This is a genomic window from Streptomyces sp. NPDC031445 (assembly GCF_055581365.1).
The window spans coordinates 287,954-302,092 of the sequence record NZ_JBVIJO010000009.1; the positions used below are offsets into that span (position 1 = coordinate 287,954).

The window sequence follows — 14,139 nt, forward strand, 5'->3', positions numbered from 1 at the left end:
ATGCACAGCACGCTGATCGTCGCCCGTATGGCGCCCGAGGCCAGTACCGAGGTGGCGCAGCTGTTCACCGCGTTCGACTCGACCGAGATGCCACACCTGATGGGGACACGGCGCCGTCAGCTGTTCACGTACCGGGGGCTGTACTTCCACCTCCAGGACTTCGACACCGCCGACGGGGGGCAGCGGATCGAACACGCCCGGAACGACCCCCGGTTCGTCGGCATCAGCAACGACCTCAGGCCGTTCATCGACGCCTACGATCCCGCCACCTGGCGCTCCCCGGCCGACGCGATGGCCTCCCGCTTCTACTCCTGGGAGGCCTCCGCATGACGGCGCGCCGCGTGGTCGTCACGGGCGTGGAGGTCCTCGCGCCCGGCGGGATCGGCACGAAGGACTTCTGGAACCTGCTCAGCGAGGGCCGGACCGCGACCCGGGGCATCACCTTCTTCGACCCCACGCCGTTCCGCTCCCGAGTGGCCGCGGAGATCGACTTCGACCCCTACGCCCACGGACTGACCCCGCAGGAGGTCCGGCGGATGGACCGGGCCGCCCAGTTCGCCGTGGTCGCGGCACGCGGCGCGGTCGACGACAGCGGGATCGACCTGACGGCGCTGGACCCCCACCGGGTCGGGGTCACGATCGGCAGCGCCGTCGGCGCGACGACCGGACTCGACGCGGAGTACCGGGTCGTGAGCGACGGCGGGCGGCTCGACCTGGTCGACCACGCCTACGCCGTGCCCCACCTGTACGACCACTTCGTGCCCAGTTCGTTCGCCGCCGAGGTGGCCTGGGCCGTCGGCGCGGAGGGGCCGGGCACCGTGGTGTCCACCGGGTGCACCTCGGGCATCGACTCCGTGGGCCACGCCGCCGAACTGATCCGGGAGGGCTCGGCGGACGTGATGGTGGCGGGGTCGTCGGACGCGCCGATCTCCCCGATCACCATGGCCTGCTTCGACGCCATCAAGGCCACCACCCCCCGCTCCGACGATCCGGCCACCGCCTCGCGCCCCTTCGACCGGACCCGCAACGGATTCGTGCTGGGCGAGGGCGCCGCCGTCTTCGTCCTGGAGGAGCTGGAGAGCGCGCGCAGCCGTGGCGCCCACGTCTACGCGGAGATCGCCGGCTACGCGACCCGCAGCAACGCCTACCACATGACGGGCCTGCGCCCTGACGGCGCCGAGATGGCGGAGGCGATCCGCGTCGCCCTGGACGAGGCCCGGCTCAACCCGGACGACATCGACTACGTCAACGCCCACGGCTCGGGCACCCGGCAGAACGACCGGCACGAGACCGCCGCTTTCAAACGCAGCCTCGGCGACCACGCCCGTCGGACCCCGGTCAGCTCCATCAAGTCCATGATCGGGCACTCGCTCGGCGCGATCGGCTCCCTGGAGATCGCCGCCTCTGTCCTGGCCATGGAGTACGACGTGGTGCCGCCCACCGCCAACCTGCACACCCCCGACCCGGAGTGCGACCTCGACTACGTCCCCCTGCACGCCCGGGACCAGCTGACCGACGTGGTGCTCACGGTGGGCAGCGGATTCGGCGGCTTCCAGAGCGCGATGGTGCTCGCCGAGCCGGGGCGGAGGCGGATATGACCGGCACCGCGGTCGTCACGGGCCTGGGCGTCGCCTCGCCCAACGGACTGGGCACGTCCGCGTACTGGGCGGCCACCCTGGCAGGCCGCAGCGGCATCGGCCGGATCACCCGCTTCGACCCCGCCCGCTACCCGGCCCGGCTGGCCGGTGAGATCCGCGGCTTCGTCGCCGAGGACCACCTGCCGAGCCGGCTGATCCCGCAGACCGACCGGATGACCCGGATCGCCCTTGCCGCCGCCGACTGGGCCCTCGAAGACGCGGGCGTGCGCCCCGGCGAGCTGCCCGGGTTCGACATGGGCGTGGTCACGGCGAGCGCCTCCGGAGGCTTCGAGTTCGGCCAGAACGAACTGCGCAAACTGTGGAGCCAGGGCAGCCAGTACGTGTCCGCGTACCAGTCCTTCGCCTGGTTCTACGCCGTCAACAGCGGCCAGATCTCCATCCGCAACGGTATGAAGGGACCCAGCGGTGTGGTCGTCGGCGACCAGGCCGGGGGCATCGACGCCCTCGCGCAGGCCCGGCGGCAGATCCGCCGGGGCACCCGGCTGGTCGTCTCCGGCGCGGTGGACGCCTCCCTGTGCCCGTGGGGCTGGGTCGCCCAGCTCGCGGGCGGCCGGCTGAGCACCGGCGAGGACCCCGGCCGGGCCTACCTGCCCTTCGACCGGGCGGCGCGCGGGCACGTACCCGGCGAGGGCGGTGCCCTCCTCGTCCTGGAGGAGGCGGAGGCGGCCCGCGCCCGGGACGCGCACGTCTACGGCGAGATCGCCGGGTACGGCGCCACCCTCGACCCGAAGCCGGGCTCGGGACGCCCGCCCGGACTGCGCAAGGCCGTCGAGATCGCCCTGGCCGACGCGGGGACGGACGCCGCCGAGGTGGACGTCGTCTTCGCCGACGCGGCCGGCGACCCCGCCCTCGACCGGGCGGAGGCGGAGGCCCTCACCGCCGTCTTCGGACCCCGGGGCGTCCCCGTGACCGCTCCGAAGACCATGACCGGACGCCTGTACTCCGGCGGGGCCCCGCTCGACGTGGCCGCCGCCCTGCTCGCCCTCCGCGACGGCGTCGTGCCGCCCACCGTGCACAGCGATCCGGCGCCGGAGTACGACCTCGACCTCGTCCTGGACCGGCCGCGCGCCCTGCCCGTGCGCACCGCCCTGGTGCTGGCCCGCGGCCACGGCGGCTTCAACTCCGCCCTGGTGGTCCGCCGCGCCGCCCGGTAGCCGCGCCGGTCCACCGCCCCCTTCCCGCTCCCCGCCATGCGTTTCGCCGCCCGTCCGAGCCCCGCTTGCCACCCCGCGAAAGGACCCCTGATGGCCACCGACGTTTTCACCCCCGACGCGCTGCGGCGCATCCTGCTGGAAGCCGCCGGCGCCGACGACACCGTCGACCTGGACGGCGACATCCTCGACACCGACTTCACCGCCCTGGGCTACGAGTCCCTGGCCCTGCTGGAGACGGTCGGCCGGATCGAGCGGGAGTACGGCGTCTCGCTCGACGACGACGTGCTCTCCGAAGCCCCCACCCCCCGGACCCTGGTCGACCTCGTCAACGAGCGGCTGTCGGCCGCCCGGGCCGCCTGAAAGGGGAACACCGTGACGACCGAGACGAGCGAGACGACCGCGCATCCCCGGACCCCCGGGCCGGTCGCGCTCGTGACCGGCGGTACCAGCGGCATCGGACTGGCCGTGGTCCGGCTGCTGGCCGCAGGCGGACACCGCGTGTTCCTCGCGGCCCGCGACGCCGACCGGGTCGCCGCGACCGTGAAGGAACTGACCGGTCAGGGACTGGAGGTGGACGGCACCGCCTGCGACGTCCGGGACCGGGCCGCCGTGGAGCACCTGGTCCGGGCCGCCGTGGACCGCTTCGGCACCATCGACGTCCTCGTCAACAACGCGGGCCGGTCCGGCGGCGGCGTCACCGCCGACATCGAGGACGCGCTGTGGGAGGACGTCCTGGAGACCAACCTCACCAGCGTCTTCCGGGTGACCAGGGAGGTGCTCAACGCCGGCGGCCTGCGGCACAAGTCCCGCGGCCGGATCATCAACATCGCCTCCACCGCCGGGAAGCAGGGCGTGGTCCTGGGCGCCCCCTACTCCGCCTCCAAGCACGGCGTGGTCGGCTTCACCAAGGCACTGGGCAACGAACTCGCGCCCACCGGCATCACCGTGAACGCGGTGTGCCCCGGCTACGTCGAGACGCCGATGGCCCAGCGGGTGCGCCAGGGCTACGCCGCCGCCTACGACACGACCGAGGAGCGGATCCTCGAGAAGTTCCGGGCGAAGATCCCGCTCGGCCGCTACTCCACCCCCGAGGAGGTCGCCGGGCTGGTGGGCTACCTGGTCTCCGACAGCGCCGCCTCCATCACCGCGCAGGCGCTCAACGTCTGCGGCGGACTCGGCAACTTCTGACCGGCGCCGGGACACCGCCGTACCCGGCACACGCCGGGCCCCCGCACCCCCGCACCCACCGCATCCGCCGAGGAGACACCGCCATGACGACCCGCGAGGTCGAGCACGAGATCACCGTCGGCGCCCCCGCGCCCGCCGTCTACCGGCTGCTGGCCGACGTCGACCAGTGGCCCCGCATCTTCCCGCCCACTCTCCACGTCGACCAGGTGGAGCGCGGCGGGACCGAGGAACGCATCCGCATCTGGGCGACCGCGGGAGACGGGGCGAAGAGCTGGACGTCCCGCCGCACGCTCGACGCGGACGCGCTGCGCATCACCTTCCGCCAGGAGATCACCGCACCGCCGGTGGCCGCGATGGGCGGCACCTGGATCGTCGAACCCGTCACGGACGGAACCGCCCGGGTACGCCTGCTGCACGACTACCGCGCCGTCGACGACGACCCCGGCTCCCTCGCCTGGATCGACCGCGCCGTGGACCACAACAGCCGCACCGAACTCGCCGCGCTCAAGGACAACCTCGAACGCGCCCACGCACACGAGGAGCTGACCTTCTCCTTCACCGACAGCGTGACCGTCGCCGGCGCCGCCAAGGACGTGTACGACTTCGTCAACGACGCGGGGCTGTGGCCCGAGCGGCTGCCGCACGTCGCCTCCGCCCGCCTGACCGAGGACACCCCCGGGCTGCAGACCCTGGAGATGGACACCCGGGCCCAGGACGGCTCCACGCACACCACCAAGTCGTACCGGGTGACCTTCCCGCACCACCGCATCGCCTACAAACAGGTCACCCTGCCGGCCCTGCTGACCCTGCACACCGGGCTGTGGACCTTCGAGGAGACCCCGGCGGGCACCGTCGCCTCCTCCCGGCACACCGTGACCCTGAACCCGGACAACCTGGCCGTGCTGGGCCCGGACGCCACCCTCGACGACGCCCGCGCCTACGTCCGCGGCGCGCTCGGCACCAACAGCCTCGCCACCCTCGGCCACGCCCGCGCGTACGCCGAAGGGAAGGCCTGACCGTGGCCGGGGCCCGGCTGGACACACAGGTCGTGGTGGTGGGCGCGGGGCCCGTGGGCCTGCTGCTCGCCGGTGAACTGCGGCTCGGCGGCGCCGAGGTCGTCGTACTGGAACGCCGGCCGGAACCCACCACCGAGTCGCGCGCCTCCACACTGCACGCCCGCACCATGGAGATCCTCGACAGCCGCGGTCTGCTCCCGGCCCTCGGCGACCCGCCCCGGCAGCCCCGGGGACACTACGCCGGGATCCCTCTCGACCTCACCCTGCCCAGCCCCTACGCCGGGCAGTGGAAGGTCCCGCAGCACGCCACCGAACGGCTGCTGGAGCAGTGGGCGCGCGCCCTCGGCGCCGACATCCGGCGCGGCCACGACGTGCACACCGTCACCGCGGGCGCCGGCCCCTGCGTGGAGACGGCGGCCGAGGGCCCGGGCGGCGCCCTGCGGGTGCGGAGCCCGTACCTCGTCGCGTGCGACGGCGAGGACAGCACCGTACGCCGGCTGCTGGACGCCCCCTTCCCCGGGCACGACGCCCGGCGGGAGCTGGTCCGCGCGGACGTCGCCGGCGTCGACGTGCCGGACCGGCGTTTCGAGCGGCTGCCCGACGGCTTCGCGGTGGCGGCCCGCCGGGCGGACGGGGTGACCCGTGTCATGGCGCACGAGTTCGGCGTCCCGCCCCGGCCGCGCACCGGCGCACCGGAGTTCGCGGAGATCGCCGAGGTGTGGAAGCGGGTGACCGGCGAGGACATCAGCGGCGGCACCCCGCTGTGGGTGAACGCCTTCGACGACACCAACCGTCAGCTCGACGCCTACCGGCACGGCCGCGTCCTGTTCGCCGGGGACGCCGCCCACCGTCAGATGCCCATCGGCGGCCAGGCGCTCAACCTCGGCCTGGCGGACGCCTTCAACCTCGGCTGGAAACTGGCCGCGCACGTCACCGGCCGCGCCCACCCGGACCTGCTCGACACCTACCACCGTGAACGGCACCCGGTGGGCCGGCGCGTCCTGGCCGGCGTCCGCGCCCAGGCGCTGCTGCTGCTCGGCGGCCCCGAGGTGCAGCCGGTGCGTGAGCTGATGACCGAACTGATCGCCCTGGAGCCGGTACGCGCCCACCTCGCCGGACTCATCAGCGGCCTCGACGTCCGGTACGACGTCGGCGGCCCCGCCCACCCCCTGCTGGGAGCACGCCTGCCGCACCTGGTCCTCGACACCCCCGGCGGGCGCACCAGCACCACCGGACTGCTCCGGGCCGGCCGCGGACTGCGGCTCGGCGGGCCGCACGGCGGCCCCGGCCCCGGCGCCGACGGACCCGTGCTGGTACGCCCCGACGGCCACGTCGTACGGGCCGGACCGCAGCGCGCCGACGACGAGGCGACGGCACGCGCCCGCTGGTTCCCGGCCGGCGTCCCCCTCCCCACCACGGAAGGAACACCATGCCCCTGATCTCGCCCGACGACGGCCACCTCACCGTCTTCAACCTCTTCGAGACCGACACCCGCGCCCTCCAAGACGACGTCCTCGACGCGATGCGCGACATCATCGATCACGCGAATTACCCGGGCTGGATCTCCTCCACCCTGCACGCCGGCATCGACAGCCCCGGCACCGCCAACTACATCCAGTGGCGCAGCCTCGCCGACCTCGAAGCCCGCTACCAGGGCGAGAAGTTCCAGCGGAAGACCGTGCCGCAGTTCCACCAACTGGCGCGGACCGTCCGCCTGCTGAAGACCGAGCTGGAGTTCACCCAGCACCACCCGGGGCTGGGCGACGGCATCGAGATCTCGCCCGACCGGGACGACTACACCGTCCTGATCGTCCTCGACACCACCCCCGACCGGCAGAAGGAACTCCTCCACACCCTCGCCAGGCCCGACGAGTGGATCACCACCGTGCCCGGCTACCGCTCCCACACCTACTTCCGCGGCCTGGACGGCACCTTCGTCGTCAACTACGCGCAGTGGGACGGCAAGGAGCTGTACGACGCCTTCCACCACCTCCCCGAGGAGCAGCGCCCGGCGGACGTCCGCGCCGGACGCGTCCGCGCCCGGGAACTGGTCACCGGGCGCCAGGCCAACACCTACCGGGTCACCCACTCGCGCTCCGCGGCGGGCTGAGGGAGGAGCGGCCATGGACACGGACGTCATCGTCGTCGGCGCCGGGCCGACCGGTCTGATGCTCGCCGGCGAACTGCGCCTGGGAGGCGCCCGGGTGACCGTCGTCGAACGGCTCGCCGCACCCACCGGGCAGTCCCGCGGCCTCGGTTTCACCGCCCGCGCCATGGAGGTCTTCGACCAGCGGGGCCTGCTGCCCCGCTTCGGCCGCGGCCCGGTCCCTCCGACCAGCCCGGTGGGCCACTTCGGCGGCGTCCGGTTCGACTACACGGCCCTGGAGGGTGCCCACTTCGGGGCCCGCGACATCCCGCAGTCCGAGACGGAGGCGGTGCTGGAGGAGTGGGCCACGGAACGGGGAGCGGACATCCGGCGGGGCCGGGAACTGACCGGCCTCACCGCGGACGGCACCGGCGTCGAGGCCGTCCTGCGCACCCCGGCCGGCACCGAACGGCTGCGCGCCGCCTACCTGGTGGGCTGCGACGGCGGCCACAGCACCGTCCGGGACCTGGCCGGCTTCGGCTTCCCGGGCACCCCCGCCACCCGTGTGATGTACCTCGCCGACGTCGCCGGCCGCGCCCTGCGCCCCCGGCCGCTGGGCGAACGGCTGCCCCACGGCATGGTGATGGCCGCACCGCTGGGTGACGGCGTGGACCGGATCATCGTCTGCCCGCACGGTTCCCCGCCGGACGCCCGCACCGCACCGGTCGGCTTCCCGGAGGTCGCCGCCGCCTGGCGGCACATCACCGGCGAGGACATCGGCGACGGCCACGCCACCTGGGTCAGCTCCTTCACCGACGCCACCCGGCAGGCGGACCGCTACCGGCGCGGCCGCGTCCTGCTCGCCGGGGACGCCGCCCACATCCACCTGCCCGCCGGCGGCCAGGGCCTGAGCACCGGGGTGCAGGACGCCGTCAACCTGGGCTGGAAGCTGGCCGCCGTGGCGCGCGGCACCGCACCGGAGTCCCTGCTCGACACCTACGACGACGAACGGCGCCCGGTCGGCGCCCGGCTGCTGATGAACACCCGCGCCCAGGGCCTGATCTTCCTCGGCGGCGCCGAGGCGGACCCGCTGCGCGACCTGTTCACCGAACTGCTGGAGCACGACGACGTCAAACGCCATCTGGCGGGTGTCGTCAGCGGACTCGACGTCCGCTACCCGGCCGCCCCCGGCCACCACCCGCTGCTGGGCCGCCGCGTCGGACACCGCGAACTCGTCGGAGGGGCGGGGGCCACCAGCACCACCGAACTGCTCCACCCGGCGCGCGGCGTCCTGCTCGACCTGGCCGGCGAACCGGCGGTCCGGGCCGCCGCCACCGGCTTCTCCGACCGGGTCACGGTGGTCACCGCCGCACCCGAGCCCGTGGCCGGCGCCGACCCCCTGGCCGGCACCACCGCGCTGCTCGTCCGGCCCGACGGCCACGTCGCCTGGGCGGCGCCCGGCACCGCCGACCCGGCGGCCGGCCTCCAGGACGCGCTGCGGACGTGGTTCGGCCCGCCCCGCGCCCCCGCCGAGAACCCCCCGACCACCCCGACCAAGGACGCATGATGGCCTCACGCCTGTTCACCTCGGAGTCCGTGACCGAGGGGCACCCCGACAAGATCGCCGACCAGATCAGCGACACCATTCTCGACGCTCTCCTGCGCGAGGACCCCTCCTCCCGGGTCGCCGTGGAGACGCTGATCACCACCGGCCTGGTGCACGTGGCCGGCGAGGTGACGACCACGGCGTACGCGGACATCGCGTCGCTGGTGCGCGAGAAGATCATCGACATCGGCTACGACTCCTCGAAGAAGGGCTTCGACGGCGCCTCCTGCGGTGTGTCGGTGTCCCTAGGCGCGCAGTCCCTGGACATCGCGCAGGGTGTCGACGCGGCGTACGAGGCCCGGGTCGAGGGCGACGAGGACGAACTGGACCGGCAGGGCGCGGGCGACCAGGGCCTGATGTTCGGCTACGCGACGGACGAGACCCCGGAGCTGATGCCGCTGCCCATCCGGCTCGCCCACCGGCTCGCCCACCGCCTCACCGCGGTACGCCGCGACGGGACGGCACCCTACCTGCGGCCGGACGGCAAGACCCAGGTCACCGTCGAGTACGACGGCGACCGCGCCGTACGGCTGGACACGGTCGTGGTCTCCGCGCAGCACGCGAGCGACACCGACCTGGAGAGGCGACTCGCCCCGGACGTACGGCGGTTCGTCGTCGAGCCGGAGCTGGAGGCACTGGCGCAGGACGGCATCAAGCTGGACACCGCGGGCTACCGGCTGCTGGTCAACCCCACCGGCCGCTTCGAGATCGGCGGGCCGATGGGCGACGCCGGCCTGACCGGCCGGAAGATCATCATCGACACCTACGGCGGCATGGCCCGGCACGGCGGCGGCGCCTTCTCCGGCAAGGACCCGTCCAAGGTGGACCGCTCGGCGGCGTACGCGATGCGCTGGGTGGCGAAGAACGTGGTCGCGGCCGGCCTGGCCTCCCGCTGCGAGGTCCAGGTCGCCTACGCCATCGGCAAGGCCGAGCCGGTGGGCCTGTTCGTCGAGACCTTCGGCACCGGGACCGTGCCGGTGCCGCGCATCCAGGCCGCCGTCACCGAGGTCTTCGACCTGCGCCCGGCCGCGATCATCCGCGACCTCGACCTGCTCCGCCCGGTCTACGCCCGCACGGCCGCCTACGGCCACTTCGGCCGCGAGCTGCCCGAGTTCACCTGGGAGCGCACCGACCGGGTGGACGCGCTGCGCGCGGCGGCCGGACGGTGAGCGGGCCGCGGCGCGTCCTGGTCACCGGTTCCGTCGCCACCGACCACCTCATGGCGTTCCGGGGACGCTTCGCCGACCAGATCGTCCCCGGCCGGCTGGACCGCGTCTCGCTGTCCTTCCTCGCCGACACGCTGGAGGTCCGCCCCGGGGGAGTGGCCGCCAACATCGCGCTGGGACTGGCCCGGCTGGGACTCTCGCCGGTGCTCGCCGCGGCCGCCGGGCGGGACTTCGGACCGTACGGGAGCCGGCTGCGGGACGAGGGGGTGGAGACGGGGGCCGTACGCGTCAGCGACACCCTGCACACCGCACGCTTCGTGTGCACCACGGACACCGAGCAGAACCAGATCGCCACGTTCTACGCCGGGGCGATGGCCGAGGCGCGGTACATCCGGATCGCCGACGTCAGCGCTCGCCACGGTCCTTTCGGCATGGCCCTGATCGGACCGGACGACCCCCGAGCGATGGTGCTGCACACCGGGGCGTGCCGCCGGCAGGGCATCCCGTTCGCCGCGGACCCCTCGCAGCAACTGGCCGTACTGGACCGGGAACAGACCCGGAACCTGGTCACCGGGTCGCGGTTGCTGTTCACCAACGAGTACGAGGCGGCCCTGCTCCAGGAGCGCACGGGCTGGACGCACCGGCAGGTCCTGGACCGCACGGGCACCTGGATGGTCACGCGCGGCGCCGACGGCGTCGACCTCACCGGCGCCGGACACCCACCGCTGCACGTCCCCGCGGTCCCCCCGGGGACCGTGGGGGAACCCACCGGCGTGGGCGACGGCTTCCGGGCCGGATTCCTCGCCGCGACCGCGTGGGGACGGCCGCCGCGCGACGCGGCCCGGCTCGGCTGCGCACTCGCCACGGTCGTGCTGGAGAGCGTCGGCCCCCAGCAGTACGCCCTCGCCCCCGAGGACCTCGGCCGGCGCCTCCGGCATGCCTACGGCCCGGCCGCGGCACGTGGGTTCACCCCCTGGCTCAACCGCATCGACGGAGCCACGGGGTCCCTCCGGGGCGCGAACAGGCGTGCCGGCGGTGACACGGGTTCCGAGTCGGGCGGGGGCCGGCGCGCCGGCGCGGGCACCGGCTCCGGGCGGCGTGCCGAGGAGGGCACGCCTGCCGTCCGGCGTGCCGGCGAGGGGACGCGTACTGTCCGGGACGCGGGCGAGGGCACGCGTGCCCTGCGGAGCGACGACCGGCTCGCCGGTGGTGGCCCGCGCCCCGTTCCGGGCGGGGCCACCGGGCCGGAGCGGCCGGCCGACGCGGGGCACACGGCGCCGGCCGGCCGGTCCGGCCGCGGCCCCGTGCCCCCCGCCCTGCCCGGTGGGCTGGTGCCCTGGGCCGGGAACATCGGCGCGCCCGGCCCCCGCCCGGCCGGCGGATCCGTCCGGCCGTGGTCCGGCAGGCCCGGCCGCGTACCGTCGCCCGGGACGGCCGCCGCCGGGGGAGCGGCGTGAGCCGGGCGGCCGTCGCCGCCGGCCGGACGGCGACGGCACCGGCACCCGTGTCCAAGGGCGTGCGCCGGATCGAACTGGACGCGGCCGGCACCGTCCTGTCCGCCCTGCTGAGCGAACCCGCGCGCGGTGCGCCGCGGGCGACCGTCGTCGCCGTCCACGGTGGCGGTCTGCGTGCGGGGTACTTCGACGGGCAGGCCCATCCGGACGTGTCCCTGCTGGCCCTCGGCGCCCGGCTCGGCTGCTCCGTGCTCGCCGTCGATCGCCCCGGCTACGGCCGCTCGGCGGCACAGCTGCCCGCCGGGCTGCCGCTGGCCGCGCAGTCCGTACTGCTGCGGGCGGCCCTCGACGACTTCTCGGCCCGGCACCCGGCCGGCGCCGGCCTGTTCCTGCTCGGCCACTCCTTCGGCGGCAAACTCGTCCTGCGGGCCGCCGCCGACGGACTCGCGGTGCTGGGCCTGGACGTCTCCGGGTGCGGTCACCGCCCCGCCGTACCGCTCACCGCCGCGCGGGCGCACCACGGGGCCCCGGCATGGACCCGGTACTGGGGGCCGCTCGGTCTCTACCCACCGGGCACGTTCCGGGCGTGCGAGGCCCTGACGGCGCCGGTGCCCGCCCAGGAGGCGGCGGAACTCCCGCACTGGCCACGGTACGTCGACCGGATCGCCCCGCTGGTCAGGGTCCCGGTGCGGCTGACCTTCGCCGAGCACGAGCGCTGGTGGCGGCACGGCGCCGAGGACCTCGCCGACCTGGCGGCCCGGTTCACCGGGTCCCCGCGCGTCCTGGTGGAGCGGCAGCCGGCCGCGGGCCACAACATCAGCCTGGGCTGGGCGGCCCGCTCCTACCACCTGCGCGCCCTGGCCTTCCTGGAGGACTGCGTGACCCGTTCCGCACCGCGCTGACCGCCGTACCGCACACCGTCGTACCGCCCGCAGACACCCGACCCCGCCCCTTTGGAAGGGAACGCCATGTCCACCACCTCCGTCCCCGCCTCCACCTCCCTGTCCGAGGAACTACGGGAGCTGCGCGGCCAGGTGCGGCTGCTCACCGACCGCGCCGAACTGACCGCCCTGGCCGACCGCTACCTCGCCCACCTCGACCGCGACCGGGACCGGGACGACTGGTTCGGCTCGGTGTTCACCGAGGACGCCCACCTGGTCTTCCCGATGGGCGAGTACCGGGGGACCGCCGGACTCGCCCAGTTCCAGCAGCTGGCCCGCAGCACCTTCGAGCGGACCCACCACCAGGGAACCAACTACGCCGTCGACGTCGACGGTGACCGCGCCCTCATCCGGGCCCACCTCACGGCCGTCCACGTCGGACGGGCCGCGGAACCCGGCGCGCACTTCGACATCGGCGGCCACTACGAGGCGGAGGCCGTACGCACCCCGGACGGCTGGCGGCTGCGCCGCTTCGTCTTCGACCTCGTCTGGCACGCGGGCAGCGGCCCGCTGACCGGCGCCGGCCACTGACCGCTCCGCCCGACTGCCCCGGGGCACCGCCGGCGGCGCCCTCACCCGGGGCACAGCCGGCCGCCCCGCCCCGGCCGGCCGCCACCGCGGCGGTGCCCGGCCGCTCTGCCAAGACCTGACGCGAGTTCACCAAAACCTGACACAGGACCGCCTTGAACGGGCCACCCGCAGCGAAGAGGCTTCAGGTGGGACCCGTCGGGTGCGTCCCGGTCCGCTCATCCGGTACTCAGGAGGAAGTTCGTCATGCCGTCAGACACCTCCCGGCTCCCCGCACCCGCCCGCATCCTGACCCTGCTCGCCGGCGGCTGGCTCGCCCAGGCCGTGAGCGCGGTCGCCGAGCTGGGAGTCGCCGACGCGCTGGCCGACGGCCCGCGCTCCGTCCACGACCTGGCCACCGCCACCGGCACGCACACGCCCAGCCTCCACCGGCTGCTGCGGACCGCCGCCGACGCCGGGCTCCTCGAAGAGCGCGACGACCAGGCCTTCGCGCTGACCGAGCTGGGGCAGGCGCTGCGCGAGGACAGCCCCGGCTCCCTGCGCAACTTCGCGATCTGGACCGGGCTGCCCGCCGAACGCCACGCCTGGACCGGGCTGGCCGACGCCGTGCGCACCGGCCGCACCGCCTTCCCCGACGTGCACGGCGCATCGGTCTGGGACTACCTCGGCGAGCACCCCGACGTCCTCACCGTGTTCGACAAGGCCATGACCGAGGCCTCCCGGGGGATCATCGCCCCCGTCGTGGCGGCCTACGACTTCGGCGCCTTCCGTACCGTGGTCGACGTCGGCGGCGGCCGGGGCGCGCTCCTGGCCGCCGTCCTCGACGCCAACCCGGGGGTGAGCGGCACCCTCTACGACCGGCCCGAGGTGGTGTCCCAGGCCGAGGACACCCTGCGGGCCGCCGGAGTGCGCGACCGGGTACGGCTGGTCGGCGGCGACTTCTTCGACACGGTGCCCGCCGGCGGCGACGCCTACGTCCTGTCCAACATCATCCACGACTGGGACGACGAACTCTCCCGGCGCATCCTGCGCAACTGCCGCGCCGCGCTCGGCGACGACGGCCGGGTGCTGCTCGTCGAGGCCGTCCTGCCGGAACGGCCCCGCCCGACCCCCACGGTCTCCCTGATGGACCTCGACATGCTCCTCGTCGCCGGCGGGAAGCAGCGCACCGCGGGCGAGTTCGAGGTCCTGCTGGAGAAGTCGGGACTGCGGCTGACGCGGATCGTCCCCGGCGGCCACTGCAGCGTGGTGGAGGCCGTACCGGCGTAGGAGACCCGTACCGACGGCCGGTGCACGCTCCCGGCCCTTGCCCGACACACGTCCCCGCTCGTCCAGCGAAAGA

13 protein-coding genes and 1 pseudogene are annotated in these 14,139 nt (G+C 74.6%); all 14 read left to right on the forward strand.

Annotated elements, in window-relative coordinates; translation table 11 throughout:
• The 14 genes and pseudogenes from ACZ5DC_RS24330 (at nt 1) to ACZ5DC_RS24395 (ending at nt 14,066) form a co-directional block, all read left to right on the forward strand.
• Complete coding sequence (locus tag ACZ5DC_RS24330; RefSeq protein ID WP_468655890.1) at nt 1-330, forward strand: TcmI family type II polyketide cyclase; 330 nt, start codon at nt 1-3, stop codon at nt 328-330.
• Entirely contained in the window at nt 327-1,598 is a 1,272-nt protein-coding gene (locus tag ACZ5DC_RS24335; protein WP_366751239.1) for a beta-ketoacyl-[acyl-carrier-protein] synthase family protein, read from the forward strand. Before ACZ5DC_RS24330 ends, ACZ5DC_RS24335 begins: the two co-directional genes overlap by 4 nt.
• Nucleotides 1,595-2,812 carry a ketosynthase chain-length factor gene (locus tag ACZ5DC_RS24340; protein ID WP_468655892.1) on the forward strand — a complete coding sequence of 406 codons (1,218 nt, stop codon included), beginning with the start codon at nt 1,595-1,597 and terminating at the stop codon, nt 2,810-2,812. The genes ACZ5DC_RS24335 and ACZ5DC_RS24340 overlap by 4 nt, the downstream gene beginning before the upstream one ends.
• A gap of 90 nt (nt 2,813-2,902) precedes the next feature.
• Nucleotides 2,903-3,172 carry an acyl carrier protein gene (locus tag ACZ5DC_RS24345; protein ID WP_468655894.1) on the forward strand — a complete coding sequence of 90 codons (270 nt, stop codon included), beginning with the start codon at nt 2,903-2,905 and terminating at the stop codon, nt 3,170-3,172.
• Nucleotides 3,173-3,184: 12 nt separating this feature from the next.
• Nucleotides 3,185-4,000, forward strand: coding sequence for a 3-oxoacyl-ACP reductase FabG (fabG, locus tag ACZ5DC_RS24350; protein WP_468655896.1), 816 nt, complete (start codon nt 3,185-3,187; stop codon nt 3,998-4,000).
• Nucleotides 4,001-4,083: 83 nt separating this feature from the next.
• The gene (locus ACZ5DC_RS24355; protein WP_468655898.1) at nt 4,084-5,016 is read left to right on the forward strand and encodes an aromatase/cyclase; all 933 of its coding nucleotides are present in this window, start codon (nt 4,084-4,086) and stop codon (nt 5,014-5,016) included.
• A gap of 2 nt (nt 5,017-5,018) precedes the next feature.
• Complete coding sequence (locus ACZ5DC_RS24360; protein WP_468655900.1) at nt 5,019-6,455, forward strand: FAD-dependent monooxygenase; 1,437 nt, start codon at nt 5,019-5,021, stop codon at nt 6,453-6,455.
• On the forward strand, nt 6,446-7,126 hold the full coding sequence (locus ACZ5DC_RS24365; RefSeq protein WP_468655902.1) for an antibiotic biosynthesis monooxygenase family protein: 681 nt from the start codon (nt 6,446-6,448) through the stop codon (nt 7,124-7,126). Before ACZ5DC_RS24360 ends, ACZ5DC_RS24365 begins: the two co-directional genes overlap by 10 nt.
• Before the next feature lie 13 nt (nt 7,127-7,139).
• Nucleotides 7,140-8,669 carry an FAD-dependent monooxygenase gene (locus ACZ5DC_RS24370; protein WP_468655904.1) on the forward strand — a complete coding sequence of 510 codons (1,530 nt, stop codon included), beginning with the start codon at nt 7,140-7,142 and terminating at the stop codon, nt 8,667-8,669.
• Nucleotides 8,669-9,877 (forward strand): methionine adenosyltransferase, encoded by a 1,209-nt coding sequence (gene metK, locus ACZ5DC_RS24375; RefSeq protein WP_468656108.1) that lies wholly within the window; start codon nt 8,669-8,671, stop codon nt 9,875-9,877. The genes ACZ5DC_RS24370 and metK overlap by 1 nt, the downstream gene beginning before the upstream one ends.
• Nucleotides 9,878-9,927: 50 nt before the next feature.
• Nucleotides 9,928-10,854, forward strand: a pseudogene (locus ACZ5DC_RS24380) (carbohydrate kinase family protein); the annotation flags it as partial.
• Between the two features lie 473 nt (nt 10,855-11,327).
• Nucleotides 11,328-12,230 (forward strand): alpha/beta hydrolase, encoded by a 903-nt coding sequence (locus ACZ5DC_RS24385; protein WP_468655906.1) that lies wholly within the window; start codon nt 11,328-11,330, stop codon nt 12,228-12,230.
• 66 nt (nt 12,231-12,296) lie between these two features.
• On the forward strand, nt 12,297-12,800 hold the full coding sequence (locus ACZ5DC_RS24390; RefSeq protein WP_468655908.1) for a nuclear transport factor 2 family protein: 504 nt from the start codon (nt 12,297-12,299) through the stop codon (nt 12,798-12,800).
• 243 nt (nt 12,801-13,043) lie between these two features.
• On the forward strand, nt 13,044-14,066 hold the full coding sequence (locus ACZ5DC_RS24395) for a methyltransferase (RefSeq protein ID WP_468655910.1): 1,023 nt from the start codon (nt 13,044-13,046) through the stop codon (nt 14,064-14,066).
• Nucleotides 14,067-14,139 lie beyond the last annotated feature (73 nt).

Bases quoted from the DNA above. Each gene is read 5' to 3' on its own strand.
- ACZ5DC_RS24390 (WP_468655908.1), top strand. From the start codon at position 12,297: ATGTCCACCACCTCCGTCCCCGCCTCCACCTCCCTGTCCGAGGAACTA.
- ACZ5DC_RS24355 (WP_468655898.1), top strand. From the start codon at position 4,084: ATGACGACCCGCGAGGTCGAGCACGAGATCACCGTCGGCGCCCCCGCG.
- ACZ5DC_RS24340 (WP_468655892.1), top strand. From the start codon at position 1,595: ATGACCGGCACCGCGGTCGTCACGGGCCTGGGCGTCGCCTCGCCCAAC.
- ACZ5DC_RS24395 (WP_468655910.1), top strand. From the start codon at position 13,044: ATGCCGTCAGACACCTCCCGGCTCCCCGCACCCGCCCGCATCCTGACC.
- ACZ5DC_RS24370 (WP_468655904.1), top strand. From the start codon at position 7,140: ATGGACACGGACGTCATCGTCGTCGGCGCCGGGCCGACCGGTCTGATG.
- ACZ5DC_RS24335 (WP_366751239.1), top strand. From the start codon at position 327: ATGACGGCGCGCCGCGTGGTCGTCACGGGCGTGGAGGTCCTCGCGCCC.
- ACZ5DC_RS24365 (WP_468655902.1), top strand. From the start codon at position 6,446: ATGCCCCTGATCTCGCCCGACGACGGCCACCTCACCGTCTTCAACCTC.
- ACZ5DC_RS24345 (WP_468655894.1), top strand. From the start codon at position 2,903: ATGGCCACCGACGTTTTCACCCCCGACGCGCTGCGGCGCATCCTGCTG.
- ACZ5DC_RS24330 (WP_468655890.1), top strand. From the start codon at position 1: ATGCACAGCACGCTGATCGTCGCCCGTATGGCGCCCGAGGCCAGTACC.
- metK (WP_468656108.1), top strand. From the start codon at position 8,669: ATGGCCTCACGCCTGTTCACCTCGGAGTCCGTGACCGAGGGGCACCCC.